The sequence below is a fragment of the Paenibacillus brasilensis genome (genome assembly GCF_009363115.1).
Classification (GTDB): Bacteria; Bacillota; Bacilli; order Paenibacillales; family Paenibacillaceae; genus Paenibacillus; species Paenibacillus brasilensis.
This window is the reverse complement of sequence record NZ_CP045298.1, coordinates 1550287-1565924: the sequence shown is the minus strand read 5'-3', so window position 1 is coordinate 1565924 and position 15638 is coordinate 1550287. Positions and strand designations below refer to the sequence as shown.

Annotated in this window: 20 protein-coding genes and 1 other annotated feature; all 20 genes read left to right on the top strand. The window is 46.7% G+C overall.

The genetic code is table 11. The features are described 5' to 3' along the window. The first annotated feature begins 9 nt into the window (after positions 1-9). The 20 genes from disA to GCU48_RS07420 all read left to right on the top strand — a co-directional run bounded on the left by disA (position 10) and on the right by GCU48_RS07420 (position 15629). Entirely contained in the window at positions 10-1086 is a 1077-nt protein-coding gene (gene disA / locus GCU48_RS07515) for a DNA integrity scanning diadenylate cyclase DisA (RefSeq protein WP_013312183.1), read from the top strand. A 54-nt stretch (positions 1087-1140) separates the two neighbouring features. Further along, positions 1141-1887, top strand: coding sequence for a CDP-diacylglycerol--serine O-phosphatidyltransferase (gene pssA, locus GCU48_RS07510; RefSeq protein WP_025715699.1), 747 nt, complete (start codon positions 1141-1143; stop codon positions 1885-1887). Positions 1888-2076: 189 nt separating this feature from the next. Further along, positions 2077-3162 carry a PIN/TRAM domain-containing protein gene (locus GCU48_RS07505; RefSeq protein WP_025715697.1) on the top strand — a complete coding sequence of 362 codons (1086 nt, stop codon included), beginning with the start codon at positions 2077-2079 and terminating at the stop codon, positions 3160-3162. 70 nt (positions 3163-3232) lie between these two features. After that, positions 3233-3931: a 2-C-methyl-D-erythritol 4-phosphate cytidylyltransferase gene (gene ispD, locus GCU48_RS07500; RefSeq protein ID WP_152379553.1), complete on the top strand. Its 699-nt coding sequence runs from the start codon at positions 3233-3235 to the stop codon at positions 3929-3931. Further along, on the top strand, positions 3928-4404 hold the full coding sequence (gene ispF / locus GCU48_RS07495; RefSeq protein ID WP_025715695.1) for a 2-C-methyl-D-erythritol 2,4-cyclodiphosphate synthase: 477 nt from the start codon (positions 3928-3930) through the stop codon (positions 4402-4404). The genes ispD and ispF overlap by 4 nt, the downstream gene beginning before the upstream one ends. Positions 4405-4443: 39 nt before the next feature. Continuing rightward, entirely contained in the window at positions 4444-5904 is a 1461-nt protein-coding gene (gltX, locus tag GCU48_RS07490; RefSeq protein WP_152379552.1) for a glutamate--tRNA ligase, read from the top strand. A 476-nt stretch (positions 5905-6380) separates the two neighbouring features. Then, on the top strand, positions 6381-7052 hold the full coding sequence (cysE, locus tag GCU48_RS07485) for a serine O-acetyltransferase (RefSeq protein WP_152379551.1): 672 nt from the start codon (positions 6381-6383) through the stop codon (positions 7050-7052). A gap of 33 nt (positions 7053-7085) precedes the next feature. Beyond that, entirely contained in the window at positions 7086-8489 is a 1404-nt protein-coding gene (gene cysS / locus GCU48_RS07480; RefSeq protein WP_025715693.1) for a cysteine--tRNA ligase, read from the top strand. Further along, positions 8486-8944 carry a Mini-ribonuclease 3 gene (locus GCU48_RS07475; RefSeq protein WP_152379550.1) on the top strand — a complete coding sequence of 153 codons (459 nt, stop codon included), beginning with the start codon at positions 8486-8488 and terminating at the stop codon, positions 8942-8944. Before cysS ends, GCU48_RS07475 begins: the two co-directional genes overlap by 4 nt. 55 nt (positions 8945-8999) lie before the next feature. Further along, positions 9000-9746, top strand: a complete 747-nt coding sequence (rlmB, locus tag GCU48_RS07470; protein ID WP_025715691.1) for a 23S rRNA (guanosine(2251)-2'-O)-methyltransferase RlmB — start codon at positions 9000-9002, stop codon at positions 9744-9746. A 4-nt stretch (positions 9747-9750) separates the two neighbouring features. Next, complete coding sequence (locus tag GCU48_RS07465) at positions 9751-10272, top strand: NYN domain-containing protein (RefSeq protein ID WP_025715690.1); 522 nt, start codon at positions 9751-9753, stop codon at positions 10270-10272. Positions 10273-10434: 162 nt separating this feature from the next. Next, positions 10435-11079: an RNA polymerase sporulation sigma factor SigH gene (gene sigH, locus GCU48_RS07460; RefSeq protein WP_007432598.1), complete on the top strand. Its 645-nt coding sequence runs from the start codon at positions 10435-10437 to the stop codon at positions 11077-11079. 330 nt (positions 11080-11409) lie between these two features. Continuing rightward, positions 11410-11559, top strand: coding sequence for a 50S ribosomal protein L33 (rpmG, locus tag GCU48_RS07455; protein WP_081752062.1), 150 nt, complete (start codon positions 11410-11412; stop codon positions 11557-11559). Positions 11560-11579: 20 nt separating this feature from the next. Then, the gene (secE, locus tag GCU48_RS07450) at positions 11580-11771 is read left to right on the top strand and encodes a preprotein translocase subunit SecE (RefSeq protein WP_025685946.1); all 192 of its coding nucleotides are present in this window, start codon (positions 11580-11582) and stop codon (positions 11769-11771) included. Positions 11772-11793: 22 nt separating this feature from the next. Next, entirely contained in the window at positions 11794-12327 is a 534-nt protein-coding gene (gene nusG / locus GCU48_RS07445) for a transcription termination/antitermination protein NusG (protein WP_007432596.1), read from the top strand. Between the two features lie 73 nt (positions 12328-12400). Next, positions 12401-12826, top strand: a complete 426-nt coding sequence (gene rplK, locus GCU48_RS07440; RefSeq protein ID WP_007432595.1) for a 50S ribosomal protein L11 — start codon at positions 12401-12403, stop codon at positions 12824-12826. Between the two features lie 89 nt (positions 12827-12915). After that, positions 12916-13608 carry a 50S ribosomal protein L1 gene (gene rplA / locus GCU48_RS07435; RefSeq protein ID WP_152379549.1) on the top strand — a complete coding sequence of 231 codons (693 nt, stop codon included), beginning with the start codon at positions 12916-12918 and terminating at the stop codon, positions 13606-13608. Between the two features lie 68 nt (positions 13609-13676). Further along, positions 13677-13828, top strand: a sequence feature (ribosomal protein L10 leader region). A gap of 73 nt (positions 13829-13901) precedes the next feature. Further along, entirely contained in the window at positions 13902-14405 is a 504-nt protein-coding gene (rplJ, locus tag GCU48_RS07430; RefSeq protein WP_152379548.1) for a 50S ribosomal protein L10, read from the top strand. A gap of 68 nt (positions 14406-14473) precedes the next feature. Next, on the top strand, positions 14474-14839 hold the full coding sequence (gene rplL / locus GCU48_RS07425) for a 50S ribosomal protein L7/L12 (protein WP_013373275.1): 366 nt from the start codon (positions 14474-14476) through the stop codon (positions 14837-14839). Between the two features lie 148 nt (positions 14840-14987). Beyond that, entirely contained in the window at positions 14988-15629 is a 642-nt protein-coding gene (locus GCU48_RS07420) for a class I SAM-dependent methyltransferase (protein ID WP_152379547.1), read from the top strand. Positions 15630-15638 lie beyond the last annotated feature (9 nt).

Sequence of the window (15638 nt, the reverse complement as noted above, 5' to 3'; positions counted from 1 at the left end):
GCAATGAGAATGAAAGAAGCGAGCCAACTGGATAAAATGAACGATTTGCTGCGGCTTGTGGCACCGGGAACTCCCTTTCGCGATGGATTGGAAAACGTTTTACGTGCTAAAACGGGTGCTCTTCTGGTCGTTGGCTATAGCCCGGAAGTAATGGAAGTCGTGGATGGCGGGTTCTCTATCAACTGTGATTTTTCGCCGAACTATTTATATGAATTGGCTAAAATGGACGGCGCAATCATATTGAGTGAAGATTTGAAGCGGATTTTATACGCAAATACGCAATTAATTCCTGACTCTTCTATTTCGTCGATTGAAACAGGGATTCGACACCGGACAGCAGAGCGAGTTGCAAAGCAGACAGGCAAGCTCGTTGTGTCCATTTCCCAGCGACGTAATATTATTACGTTGTATCAGGGAACGCTGCGCTATGCGCTCAAGGAAATCGGAGTCATCTTAACGAAGGCCAATCAGGCAATTCAGACACTAGAAAAATATAGATCGGTGTTGGGGCAAGCCTCGACGAATTTGACAGCATCTGAATTCGAAGAGCTGGTAACCATGCCGGAGGTCGTTAATGTTATCCAACGGATTGAAATGGTACTGCGCATTAAAATGGAAATCAAACGATTTATTAATGAGCTCGGAAATGAAGGCCGACTCATCAGCATGCAGATGGAGGAGCTTGTCAGCAATATAGAGGAAGAAGCCTGGTTGCTGTACAAGGATTATGCTAAAGACGACAGCGACGAGAAAATCCGTGAGATTATACTTGGACTCAAGCGATCTACGGACGACGAGTTGCTGGATGTTAATCATATCGTACGTTTACTGGGTTACCCGTCTTCTGCTGCAACATCAGAGGAGTATATTGCTGCACGCGGGTATCGGGTGCTGAACAAGATACCGCGTCTGCCGAATGTGATTATTCATAATCTGGTGGAGCGGTTTGGACGCTTTCCGCATGTTATAACTGCAACGATTGAAGAGCTGGATGAAGTGGATGGCATCGGAGAGGTTCGTGCGCGTACGATTAAAGAAGGACTTAAAAGGTTGCAGGAACAAGTTTTCATTGACAGACAAATGTAAATGTAATACAGTGAAAGGATTATAATGGAACAATTCATACATTGAGGTGAAGAGATGATTACCAAATCAATTCCGAACATGTTTACCTTGGGTAACTTGTTTCTCGGAATGATCGCCATTTTATTGGCCGTAGACGGAAAATACAGTCTTGCCGCTATTATGGTTATTGTCGCCATGTTGTTGGACGGACTGGACGGAAGAATGGCCCGGGCGCTGAATGCCCAGAGCGAATTCGGTAAAGAACTGGACTCCTTATCAGATATGATATCATTTGGTGTAGCTCCCGCAGTTATTATGTACATGGTTGCTTTTCATGATGCAAATTCGGCTTTGGCTTGGACGGTTACGGCCATTTTCCCCATGTGCGGAGCGTTGCGTTTGGCTCGATTTAATGTACGCCCCGGTGTGCCAGGTTATTTTACAGGCTTGCCGATTCCGGCAGCAGGTGGCGTACTAGCCACTTTGTCCTTATTTCATAACAATGTTTCATTGTTATACATGTCGATTGCCATGTTGCTGGTCTCTTATTTGATGGTCAGCTCCATGAGATATCCTAATTTTAAAAAGGTTGGCTTTCCGAAAAAAGCGATCTGGATCGCTCCTTGGGTTGTGATTGCAGCGGTAGTACTGGCTGCTAAATTTCCCGACCAGCTGTCGAAGCTGATTTTTGTCCCATTGGTACTGTATGCATTATATGGGATGAAACTGAACATCCGTAAGCTTTCACGCAGACGGGGACGTGATCGGGAACGCTCTAACCAGGAAGAACAGGACGATCAATATCGTCATTCGCAACGTTAATAACAGCTAGAAACAAATGAGCATTTATTTCCTTGAATTCTTTCAGGGCGATAGATGCTTTTTTTGTGCATAAAAAATAAAAACACAGGGTTAGCCGGGCGAGGATTGGATCATACTGGTAAAGAAAAAAGTGTATATCCAATAAATAGCAGGATGTATGAGAAGAAAAAAAGGAGGTATAGAGACTCGATGTGGAGAAAGGCTATTTTAACTTTTACAGGATTGTGCGGAGCATGGTTTGGCTATACGTTGTACCATCGGGTAGGAGGTATCTTATCATGGATGCCGCAGTGGTTGAATGATGGTACCTTACCGGGAATGGCCGTTTGGATGATTGCAGGAGCAGTGCTGTTTATGGCCGGTTGCTCATTCGCAGGGGCATCGGTGGCGAATCGGTTGCAGCAGGGCATTGAGGGCTTGGTCCGGATACCGATGAATGAGATGCTTGCCGGTGTAATTGGATTAGCAGTGGGATTGATCCTTTCCTTGGCAGTCTACCCGCTTTTATCATGGTTGGGAGCACCTGGTCAACTGATTCAGACAGCCGTTACCATCGTTTGCGGATATGTAGGATTGATGGTTGGTTTGGAGAAGCGGGATGAGCTGTCTTCGTTTTGGAGTTCTGGTTTTTTTGGCCGGGGCACAGGTGTACCAGAACGTAAGCTGGAGGAACATAAAATTTTGGATACCAGCGTCATTATAGATGGGCGTATTGCGGATATTTGCAAGACAGGTTTTATTGAAGGAACGATAGTGATTCCTGAATTTGTGTTGGAGGAACTGCAGCATATTGCAGATTCATCTGATTTACTTAAGCGTAATCGTGGGCGTCGGGGTCTGGATATTTTGAATAAAATCCAAAAAGAGCTGGATGTGAATGTGCTCATTTATGAAGGGGATTTTGAGGAGATTTCAGAGGTCGACAGTAAGCTGGTCAAGCTGGCAAAGGTGCTGGAGGGTAAAGTTGTAACCAATGATTTTAACCTGAATAAGGTATGTGAGCTTCAAGGTGTATCGGTACTGAACATTAATGATTTGGCGAACGCAGTCAAGCCTGTCGTACTGCCTGGTGAGGAAATTATGGTGCAGATCATTAAGGACGGCAAGGAACATGGACAGGGTGTGGCCTATTTGGATGATGGTACGATGATTGTTGTGGAGGGCGGACGTGACTATATCGGTTCCTTGATGGAGGTGCTGGTCACGAGTGTACTTCAGACCTCTGCGGGACGTATGATCTTTGCTAAACCGAAACTATTGGAAAAAGCTCAATAAACGAGGTATGATGAAGTAGATATGTTATCATACGGATCGTACAAGTACGATCAGGGCAGGAGTTATTTCAATGAACAATCGGGTAGGAGTCGTTATTGTAGCGGCTGGGCGCGGCTCCCGTATGGGGACGCAGGAAAGTAAGCAATTTCTGCTTTTGCGGGACAAGCCCATCTTCATACATACACTTGAAATATTTGCAGCTATGCCCGAAGTGGATGAAATGGTGATGGTGACGGGAGCTGAAGATGTGGAGCGCTGTCGGGAATGGATTCGTCAATACCAGATCGAAAAAAACGTACAGGTGGTAGCTGGTGGCAGTGAACGACAGCATTCGGTTTATCACGGCTTACGCCACTTGCAAGCAGATTGGGTGATGGTGCATGATGGTGTGCGCCCACTGATCCAGCCTGAGCTTGTACGTTCATGTCTGGAGGCGGCTCAGCGTACCGGTGCTTCTGTAGCGGCAGTACCTGTAAAGGATACGGTCAAGCAAGTGAACGGGGATGGTATCATTACAGCAACGCCAGATCGCCGAAGTCTGTGGAGTATTCAAACGCCACAGACTTTTCGTCTTTCCGATTTGCTCCGTGCGTATAAGGAAGCAGAGCAGGCGGGATTTTTGGGAACAGATGATTCTACACTGGTGGAGCGGCTTGGCATTCCGGTTACTGTCGTTCAAGGCAGCTACAAGAACATCAAAATTACTACGCCTGAGGATTTGGACATGGCGGCGCTATGGGTAAAGACAGAGGGAGAGGATATCAAGTGATCAGAGTAGGACAAGGATTTGACGTCCACCAGCTGGTGGAAGGAAGGCCATGTATCATCGGAGGCGTGAATATTCCCTATGAGAAAGGTTTGCTGGGCCATTCCGATGCAGATGTGTTGCTGCATGCCATTAGCGATGCCATCCTGGGTGCGCTTGGCTTGGGAGACATCGGGAAGCATTTTCCGGATAACGACCCTGAATTTAAGGATGCCGACAGCCTGAAGCTGCTAGAGCATGTGTGGGGGTTGGCTAAAGAGCGAGGCTATCGCTTGGGGAATATCGATTCTACGATCATTGCACAGAAGCCCAAGATGGCATCGTATATTCCGCAGATGAATGAGGTCATCGCCCGGGCTTTGGAAGCAGAAGAGCCATCCCAGGTGAATGTCAAGGCGACTACCACAGAGCAACTCGGTTTTACCGGGCGGGGCGAAGGGATCGCGGCTCAATCGGTTGTCTGTCTTATCAAGTAAATGCTATCATCTTGAGTAATTCAATTTGGAGGAGATTATATGAGCACGGAAATTCGTGTACGCTATGCACCAAGCCCTACAGGGCATCTGCATATTGGAAACGCCAGAACGGCATTATTTAATTATTTATTTGCCCGTAATCAAGGCGGGAAATTTATTATTCGCATCGAAGACACAGATGTGAAGCGCAATATTGAGGGCGGAGAAGAAAGCCAACTTAAATATTTGAAATGGTTGGGTATGGACTGGGATGAGAGCGTAGATGTGGGAGGTGAGTTTGGACCTTACCGTCAGACTGAACGCTTGGATATATACAAAACATACTGGCAGGATTTGCTGGATCGTGGTTTGGCTTACCGTTGCTACTGCACGGAGGAAGAATTGGAACGCGAACGTGAAGAACAGATGGCACGGGGGGAGACACCACGCTATTCTGGAAAGCATCGTGACTTAACAGAAGAACAGTGTCAGGCATTTGAAGCAGAAGGCCGTGTACCAAGCATTCGTTTCCGCGTACCGGAAGATCGCGAATATACGTTTGACGATATCGTTAAAGGTCAAATTACGTTCAATTCCAAGGAAAGCGGCGATTTTGTTATCGTCAAAAAAGACGGTATTCCGACATATAACTTCGCTGTAGCGGTTGACGATTATTTGATGAAAATATCGCATGTATTACGGGGCGAGGATCATGTTTCCAATACGCCGCGGCAATTGATGATCTTTGAAGCTCTCGGCTGGGAGCCTCCACGCTTTGGTCATATGACGCTGATCGTAGGCGAGGATCACAAAAAGCTCAGCAAGCGTAACGAATCCATTATTCAATTCATGGAGCAGTATGACAAGCTGGGCTATCTACCGGAAGCTATATTCAACTTTATTGCGCTGCTGGGCTGGTCTCCGGAAGGCGAAGAAGAGATCTATGATCGGGAGCAATTGATTTCGATTTTCGATCCTAATCGTTTGTCCAAAAGCCCGGCCGTATTTGATACGAACAAGCTTGCTTACTTGAACAATCATTATATTAAAAAGGCTGATCCTGAGCGGATTGCCAGCATGGCGATTCCACATTTGCAGGCAGCGGGGCTGTTGCCGACTGAATTGTCGGCAGAACAGCAGGATTGGGCTAAGGCCCTCGTTCGCTTATATCAGGAGCAGATGACTTCTGCGTCCGATATTGTAGCGTTGTCTGAGTTATTTTTCCGTTCACACCTGGAGATGGATGCCGAAGCGGCGGCTGTACTGGCTGAAGAACAGGTTCCTGAGGTGCTCAGAGCCTTTGCCAACAAGGTTGAAGAGAGCGGGGAATTCACAGCTCCACAAATGGCCAAGCTGATTAAGGAAGTTCAAAAGGAAACCGGTTTTAAGGGTAAACAGCTGTTCATGCCGATTCGTGTGGCTCTTACAGGTCAAACTCATGGACGGGATCTGAACGAAACCATCTATTTGCTTGGACGTGACAAGGTGTTGGATCGTCTTAAGGCACAAATTAAAGGCTGATATTTCTTGTCAATTTGTTGTCTTTTCGCTATAATGACTCCATTGATACGGATTGATATTTACGCGTAAAGGCTGCGAACAGGAGAAGTACACTGCATATGGGCATCTGCCAGAGAGGACGACCGAGGGGAAACCCTAGGCTGGAAGCCGTCCAGATGACCTGCGGAGGAAATGCACCTGGGAGCCGTGCGCCCGAATCCTAATTAGACTGCTAATTATGGCAAGGGCGTGACGAGTCGTTCCCGTTACCGGACGCCAAAGACGGACATTTCTGCTTTTAGGCAGTAGTTATGTCCGAAGCAGAGTGGGACCACGTTCATGCGTCTCTGCAGCTCAGGCTGCGGAGGCGCTTTTTCATTTTTATCAGACTCGTCATAGATTAAAAAATGTCGAAGAGTGCTGAAAGATGCGAAAATTGGCGGAACGTGAAGTGTTGTGGAGATGCGGCAAGGATATGGGAGGAATAGGAGGGCGACATGTTCAGACATATCAAATCCGACATTCAGACTGTTTTGGATAATGATCCGGCCGCCCGGAGTAAGCTGGAGGTCATTTTTACGTATTCCGGCGTTCATGCCCTTTGGGCACACCGAATCGCACATTGGTTTTATTTGCGAAAATGGTGTACTGTAGCTCGTGTTATATCTCAAGTATCGCGTTTTATGACAGGCATTGAAATTCATCCTGGCGCTCGTATCGGAGATCGACTGTTCATTGACCATGGCATGGGAGTGGTTATCGGTGAAACCTGTGAGATCGGCGACGATGTCGTATTGTATCAGGGGGTCACTCTTGGAGGGACCGGAAAAGAGAAGGGGAAGCGCCATCCGACCATTGGGAATAATGTAGTTATAGGCTCCGGTGCAAAGATATTGGGCTCATTTACAATTGGGGCGCAGTCCAATATTGGCTCTAACTCGGTTGTGCTTAAAGAGGTTCCGCCAAACAGTACGGTAGTGGGCATCCCAGGGCGGGTGGTCAGACAAGATGGAAGACGTCCGGACCGACTTAGTCATCAGCTGCCTGATCCGGTCGTGGATTCTATACGGGATCTTCAATTGGAAATAAAGCGATTGCGTGCAGAGTTATCTGATTTGAAGGATGAGCGATCTGCTCAGAAACATCAGGTGACCCGAGAGAATAAATGACAAGGATAATTTTTATGAGGGAGGAACATAACGATGCCGCTTCAAATTTATAATACCATGACGAGGAGCCGGGAAACCTTTGTGCCACTGGAGCCTGGAAAGGTTAAGATGTATGTATGTGGACCCACCGTATATGATTACATTCATATTGGTAATGCACGACCTGTAATTGTGTTTGATGTGGTACGCAGCTACCTGGAGTATTTGGGCTATACTGTAAACTATGTGGTGAATTTTACGGATGTCGATGATAAGCTGATTCGCAAAGCTAGGGAACTCGATACGGAGGTTCCGGCAGTTGCCGAGAAATTTATTGCAGCCTATCATGAGGATCTGGCAGGATTGAATGTTCCTGCTGCCAGCATAAATCCGCGCGTAACAGAGAGCATGGATTTGATTATTGATTTTATTAAGGAACTGGTAGACAAAGGCTATGCCTATGAGAACGAGGGCGATGTGTTCTATCGAACCAAAAAGTTCAAAGATTACGGACAACTGTCAGGTCAGAATCTGGAGGAGCTTCAGTTCGGAATTCGCATCAATGTGGATGAGCGTAAGGAAAATGCCGAGGATTTTGTACTCTGGAAGGCAGCAAAGCCGGGAGAAATTTATTGGTCGAGTCCTTGGGGAGATGGACGACCGGGATGGCATATCGAATGCTCGGCTATGGCTCGCCATTATTTGGGGGATACACTGGATATCCATGGGGGCGGACAGGATTTGCAATTTCCGCATCATGAATGTGAATGCGCGCAATCCGAAGTGATTACGGGTAAGCCATTGGCTCGCTACTGGATGCATAACGGATATATCCGAATTGATAATGAAAAAATGTCGAAATCACTCGGTAATGGTATTTTGGTTAAAGATCTGCGAACTCGCCACAAGCCTGAAGCTTTGCGTTATTTTATGCTGTCGACGCATTATCGTAATCCATTGAACTACAACCAAGAGACGATGAGTCAAGCAGAGAACAGTGTCGAACGGATTGCTAATGCAGTCGCGAACGTGAAGCATCGTTTGGCCAATGCTTTGAAAGGTAATGGAGAAGTAGCGGCTGAGCTGCAAACGAAGCTTGACGGAATTTTGCAGCAATTTGGCGAAAAGATGGATGATGATTTCAATACACCTGATGCGATTACTGCTGTATTCGAATGGGTCAGCGAAGCCAATCATTTGTTGCAGCGTGATGTTGTCAATCAGGCGGAATTGCAGGCTGTACTGCATACCTTCCATTCGATGAATACTGTACTTCGCATATATTCGGAACCCAAAGAAGAGCTGCTGGATGATGAAATAGAGCAATTAATTGCAGAACGTGTCGAAGCTCGTAAAACCAAAAATTGGGGCAGAGCCGACGAAATTCGCGATCTGCTGGCTGCTAAAGGCATTGTGCTTGAGGATACGGCACAGGGGATGCGGTGGCGGCGAAAATGAATGATAAGTCACTGAATACGGGGGCTTCGGAGGGCGCAGAGAACTGGTTCCCGTATCCTGCGTCCAAACCGGCCCGCCTGATGCCGCCCATTGCACTAGCTTACATTGGCGATGCCGTGTACGAGGTCGCCGTCCGTCAATATTTGTTGGCACAGCCCAACTTGCGTCCAAATCATCTGCATCGGCGAGCAACAGGGCTAGTCTCCGCGAAGGCGCAAAGCCGTCTGCTGGGACTGCTGGAAAAGGTGCTGACGGAGGAAGAGTGCGACATTGTCCGACAAGGAAGAAATGCCAAGTCAGGGAGTCTGCCCAAAAATGCTGATGTACTTGAGTACCGTCACGCGACTGCACTGGAGGCACTGATCGGCTTTCTTTATAGCGATGGGCGCTTGGACAGATTGAGAGAATTGATAACGTACGGCATTGCACAAATGGAGAATACAGAAAAATCATAAATGGGAACGGATCAGATGGATTTACCATCTGGCGTTTCCCGGGAGGAAGCTAGATATGGAAGAAGAATGGATTGCCGGTAAGCATTCCGTAACGGAGGCATTACGTTCAGGCAGAACAATAAATAAAATATGGATTGCAGATAATGCCCAAAAGCATTTGACCCTTCCGATTACGGCCGAAGCGAAAAAAGCAGGGATCATTGTTCAACAGGTGGACAAGCGTAAGCTCGATCAAATGGTACCGGGAATTCAGCATCAGGGAGTGGTTGCACAGGCTGCGCCTTTTGCCTATGCTGAAGTGGAAGAATTGCTCGCGAGTGCTCGTAATAAAGGGGAAGAGCCGTTTTTAATTTTGCTGGATGAAATAGAAGACCCGCATAATCTGGGCTCCATCCTTCGTACGGCGGACTGCACAGGAGCACATGGTGTTATTGTGCCCAAAAGGCGTTCGGCAGCTGTAACTGTAACGGTGTCCAAAACGTCGGCAGGTGCTGCTGAGTACGTCCCGGTGGCGCGTGTGAACAATTTGGGACAAACCATTGACCGTCTTAAAGAAGAAGGTGTATGGGTAGTTGGAACGGATGTGGCAGCGACCGACCCTGTTTTTGGAAATGGAGTATTCACGGGACCAGTGGCCATTGTCATTGGGAACGAAAATAAAGGAATGGGTCGTTTAATTCGTGAGAAATGCGACGTACTCGTCAAGCTGCCGATGGCGGGGCAAATCAATTCCCTGAATGCTTCTGTAGCTGCAGGTGTCGTAATGTACGAAGTATTGCGCGGACGACAGGCACGGGACTAACGATATGGCTGACACGCGGGATGTTCTGCTGGTGGACGGTTACAACATGATTGGAGCCTGGCCCGAACTTTCCGCACTGGTACAATCTGGTATGCAGGAAGCGAGGGACAGACTTCTCGAACGGCTCGCGGATCATCAGGCGTATTCCGGCAGAAGAGTCATCGTCGTATTTGATGCTTACAGGGTGCCAGGATTGGGTAAAACTTTTGCCCAGAGTAAAGTCCAGATTTATTTTACAAGAGAAAAAGAGACAGCCGACGAGTGCATCGAGCGATTGGTTCGAGAGCTTAGTAGCAAGAGGAGAAGTATTTACGTAGCGACAAGTGATCAGGTAGAGCAGCATGTTGCCTTTGGCCAGGGAGCACTCAGGGTATCGGCACGGGAACTGCTGATCGAGCTTGAGGAATCCGAAAGGGAAGTACAGAAGCGAATTCAGCAGGACAGCGCCAAATTGTCTCGCAACTCGCTGGATGCCAAACTAAGCCCGGAGCTTCGAAAGCTGTTTGAACGATGGAGAAGAGAATAATCCAGTAATTGGGCGCTCCTCCATTTTGAAACCATTGACAATTTTGTTAGCGCTCTTCTTTTTTAGGCTGTTGTGGTTGACGGTATCAGGTTACATCGCGTATACTTGTCGTATATTTGAGAGAGTGACGGGTACCTTGCGTTGCAGCCGGAGGGATTGTTAGTGAGTGTGGACCTCAAGGATATCATGTTGTCAAAGTTTGATTACAAAAATGATGAAGACATTGTCGGAGCAGTCCATGAAGGTGATGGGGAAGCGCTGGAGTTCCTGATTAATAAGTACCGGAACTTTGTGCGGGCCAAGGCCAGATCCTACTTCCTGATCGGCGCTGATCGCGAGGATATTATTCAGGAAGGCATGATTGGTCTCTACAAATCCATTCGTGATTTTAAGGGAGACAAGCTTTCTTCGTTCAAGGCCTTCGCCGAGTTATGCATTACACGACAGATTATTACGGCAATCAAGACGGCTACACGACAAAAGCACATTCCTCTGAACTCTTACGTATCTCTGGACAAGCCCATCTATGATGAAGAGTCAGACCGAACGTTGCTCGATGTGATTTGCGGAACACAAGTAAGCGACCCTGAGGAACTAATTATCAATCAGGAAGAATTTGTAGGACTTGAGGACAAGATGTCGGAAATTCTGAGCGAGCTGGAACGAAAGGTGCTTATGTTGTATCTGGACGGACGTTCGTATCAGGAGATTGCAGAGGATCTTGACCGCCATGTAAAATCGATTGATAATGCACTGCAACGGGTCAAGCGTAAACTTGAAAAGTATCTGGAAGTAAGGGATAGTTGAAAGTAGAGGCTGACAAGGAAAGGCTCGAGTCCGAGTCTTTTTTTATTCGTTAGGGCAAGGCCGGGCAGGTTTATATGTGTTAAAAATGATTTATACTAAAAAATATGATAATAGATGTCGCTTGGGTCTTGAAGTGGTTTTCAGGGAATATTTTCGAAGGATGAACAGATGTTAAAATGCACCACAGTCGAGACTGCGAAATGTATGCAAACATTCGTTGACATGGAAAACCCCGTGTGATAAAGTGTTTTAGGTAGGCCTAAATTCGCGGTTTTTTTTAGGATCAATTATGAGACTTCCGGTGTTGGATGTCTTCGGGAGGTGCACATCATGCGGGTAATTATTACTTTGGCTTGTACAACATGCAAACAAAGAAATTACACAACGACGAAAAACAAGCGTAATCACCCCGACCGCATGGAGATGAAGAAATTCTGTAAGTTCTGTAACGAACAGACTTCTCATCGGGAAACCAGATAGTTTTTGGAGGTGTAGTCGGCGTGAAACGCAGTTTCAAGTCTCTGTTTTCCTTTTTCTCTGAAAGCTGGGCTGAACTCAAGAAGGTTCGCTGGCCCAATCGTAAAGAACTGACCAACTATACGCTGATTGTCATTGGGACGATTGCGTTCGTCACGATTTATTTTTGGGTTCTCGATATCGGCATTTCCGCTGTGATCGGAGCGATTATCTAGGAAGGGTTCCAGGTGGCTTGATATGGAAAAAAGATGGTACGTCGTTCATACCTACTCAGGGTATGAGAATAAGGTCAAAGCCAATTTGGAAAAACGCGTTGAGTCCATGGGCATGGAAGACAAGATATTCCGTGTTCTTGTTCCGATGGAAGAAGAACTGGTAACCAAGGACGGTAAGAAAAAGACTGTTATGCGTAAAGTATACCCTGGTTATGTCTTAGTCGAAATGGTCCAAACCGACGACTCTTGGTATGTTGTTCGCAACACACCAGGTGTTACGGGATTTGTAGGGTCGACAGGCTCGGGTTCCAAGCCGACGCCATTGCTTCCGGAAGAAGTTGAACAGATTCTGAAGCATATGGGCATGGTAGAGCCGAAGCCGAAGATTGAATTCGATGTTAAGGAATCCGTGCGAATTAAAGTTGGTCCTTTTGCGAATTTTGTGGGCTCCGTGGAAGAAATTTTGGTTGAGAAGAGCAAGCTTAAGGTTCACGTCAACATGTTTGGACGGGAAACCCCGCTTGAGTTGGATTATACTCAAGTGGAGAAAATATAGATTTTTCTTACAGGTTTCTTGTGGGAGGATCAATAGGTCCGTCTACCACTATTGAGTCAAGGAGGTGTCATCCATGGCAAAAAAGGTAATTAAAATGGTAAAACTGCAGATTCCTGCAGGGAAAGCTAATCCAGCGCCTCCAGTAGGTCCAGCTTTGGGTCAAGCAGGTGTCAACATCATGGCATTCTGTAAAGAGTTCAATGCTCGTACTGCTGATCAAGCAGGCCTGATTATCCCGGTTGAAATTTCCGTATTTGAGGATCGTTCTTTTACGTTCATCACGAAAACTCCACCGGCTGCTGTTCTGTTGAAAGTTGCTGCTAAAATCGAAAAAGGTTCCGGTGAACCGAATAAAACGAAAGTTGCAACTGTAAATCGCGCTGCTGTTCGTCAAATTGCAGAGCAAAAAATGCCTGACCTTAACGCAGCTTCCGTAGAATCGGCAATGCGTATGGTTGAAGGTACTGCTCGCAGCATGGGTATCACCATCGTAGATTAATATTTATTAATCTACGTGTGCCGGCAGTTTGACTGTCCGGCAAGTGTGGGAGGAATATCCGCTAATACCACATAAGGAGGAAGAACATAATGGCTAAACATGGTAAGAAATACCTGGAAGCCGCTAAGCTGATTGACAGCGAAGCGACTTATGAGCCTTTGGAAGCCGTTGAATTGGTGAAAAAGGCTGCAACTGCTAAATTCGACGAAACCGTTGAAGCAGCAGTTCGTCTGGGCGTAGATTCCCGTAAACAAGATCAGGCCGTTCGTGGTGTAGTTGTCCTGCCGCATGGTACAGGTAAAACACAACGCGTTCTGGTATTTGCAAAAGGTGATAAAGCGAAAGAAGCGGAAGCAGCTGGCGCTGATTTTGTTGGCGATCAAGATATGATCAACAAAATTCAACAAGGCTGGTTTGAATTCGACGTCTGCGTTGCGACACCTGATATGATGAGTGAGGTTGGTAAACTGGGTCGTTTGCTCGGTGGTAAAGGTTTGATGCCTAACCCTAAAGCAGGCACAGTTACTTTCGACGTTGCCAAGGCTGTTCAAGAAATTAAAGCCGGTAAAATCGAATATCGTCTCGACAAAGCAGGTCAAATTCACGCACCAATCGGCAAAGCTTCCTTCAGTGCTGAACAACTGAACGAGAACCTTAAAGCCTTGGTTGAAGCCTTGAACCGTGCGAAGCCAGCGGCTGCTAAAGGTGTATACCTGAAAAACATCGCTATCTCTTCGACTATGGGACCAAGCGCACGTGTGAACGCATCTGTTTACAGATAATATTTTGATTGACACGTTCAATCAAATTTGTTATTCTGTAAAAGTTGTGAGTCCTTGTGACTGACCATTAAATTTGAATATGCTTACCGTAGACAGTAGGTGCTTTCGAGCTTAATTTCCTACCGAGGTGTTATGATAGAACGTTTCATGTGACGGGCTTGCCCCATCCATGTGGATTTATCAAGCCTTCGTACTCTACGGAGGCTTTTTTCATGCTCAAGAAAGCAGCTTTGGGAGAGTGCCGGAGCAGGTGTTTCGAACAAAGCGGATAAATTGATCAGGAGGTGTACAGTTTGGCAAATGCAAAGGTGATTCAAGCAAAACAAGAGGCTGTTGAAGTTGTAGCTGCAAAATTGCGCGAGAGCGTAACGACTGTGGTTGCAGACTATCGCGGTCTGAATGTTGCCCAAGTAACTGAGCTGCGTAAGCAGCTTCGCGAAGCCGGAATCGAATTTCAAGTGCTGAAAAACACGCTGCTTCGTCGCGCAACTGCGTCAGCAGAATTGACTGAACTGGACGCAGTATTGACAGGTCCTACTGCAATCGCGTTCGGCAAAGATGATGCTGTGTCTGCAGCTAAAATCTTGAACGATTTCGCTAAGAAAAACAATGCGCTGGAACTGAAAGGCGCAGTTGTAGAAGGTCGCGTTATCGGTGTTGAGGAAATCAAAGCGCTGGCAGAACTGCCATCCCGCGAAGGTCTCCTTTCTATGCTCCTCAGCGTGCTTCAAGCTCCTATGCGCAACTTCGCGCTTGCAGTTAAAGCGGTTGCGGAAAAAGAAGAGCAAAGTGCATAAGTTTGGGATTAAACCTGCTGTATAGCAGTTAAGAACAAAAAAATACGAATTTAAATGGAGGTTCAACCATGAGTAAAGAGCAAATCTTGGAAGCAATTAAAGGTATGTCCGTATTGGAATTGAACGATCTTGTAAAAGCAATCGAAGAAGAATTCGGCGTAACTGCAGCAGCTCCAGTAGCTGTAGCAGGTGGCGCAGCAGGTGGCGCAGCAGAAGCTGAGCAATCCGAGTTCGACGTAATTTTGACAAGTGCTGGCGCTTCCAAAATCAACGTTATCAAAGCAGTTCGCGAAATCACAGGTCTTGGCCTGAAAGAAGCAAAAGAACTGGTTGACAACGCTCCAAAACCACTGAAAGAAAAAGTTGCTAAAGAAGAAGCTGAATCCGTTAAAGCAAAATTGGAAGAAGCAGGCGCTTCTGTAGAAGTAAAATAATTGACTGCTAACTAGCAGACAATGTACGAAAACAAACCCCTTGAGGTGATCTTCAAGGGGTTTGTTGCTGTAAAACGGTAGTGCCAACATGTCTGAAACGTGATCGTAAGGGCTATGATGGTATTACAACCGAAAGAGGTGGTCATGAATGGCTGATCATTATTACTCTAAACGGCCAGAGGCGGCGCATGAACGACGGAGCCTGGAGACAGTGCTGAGGGGACGGACATACCGTTTTGCCAGTGATTCAGGTGTATTTTCAAAACAGGGGATTGATTACGGCAGCCGTGTGCTCATTGAAGCGATGCAGCTTCCCGTACAGGCCTCGGTGCTAGATGTAGGATGCGGATATGGACCGATTGGGTTGACGGCAGCAACGCTTGTGCCAGAGGGCCACGTTACGATGATTGATATTAACGAACGAGCCGTTCAATTGGCAAAGGAAAACGCAGAACGAAATGGGATTAAGAATGTCACTATTAAGCAGAGTGATTTGTTCGCGGAAGTGAAACATGAGCATTTTGACGTGATCTTGACGAATCCCCCTATACGTGCAGGGAAAGAAACCGTGCATGCCATTTTTGAGTTGGCGTATGAGCATTTAAACGAAAGTGGAGCTTTGTGGGTGGTCATTCAGAAAAAGCAGGGGGCTCCTTCAGCAAGTGCTAAAATCGAGAGTCTTTTCGGTAGTGTGGAGGAAGTTACGAAGGATAAAGGCTATCGAATTTTGAAGGCCAAAAAAAATTCAGGAAAATGCAATAGGACCATTGACTTGAATCTTGGTCTGTGATATCATTAT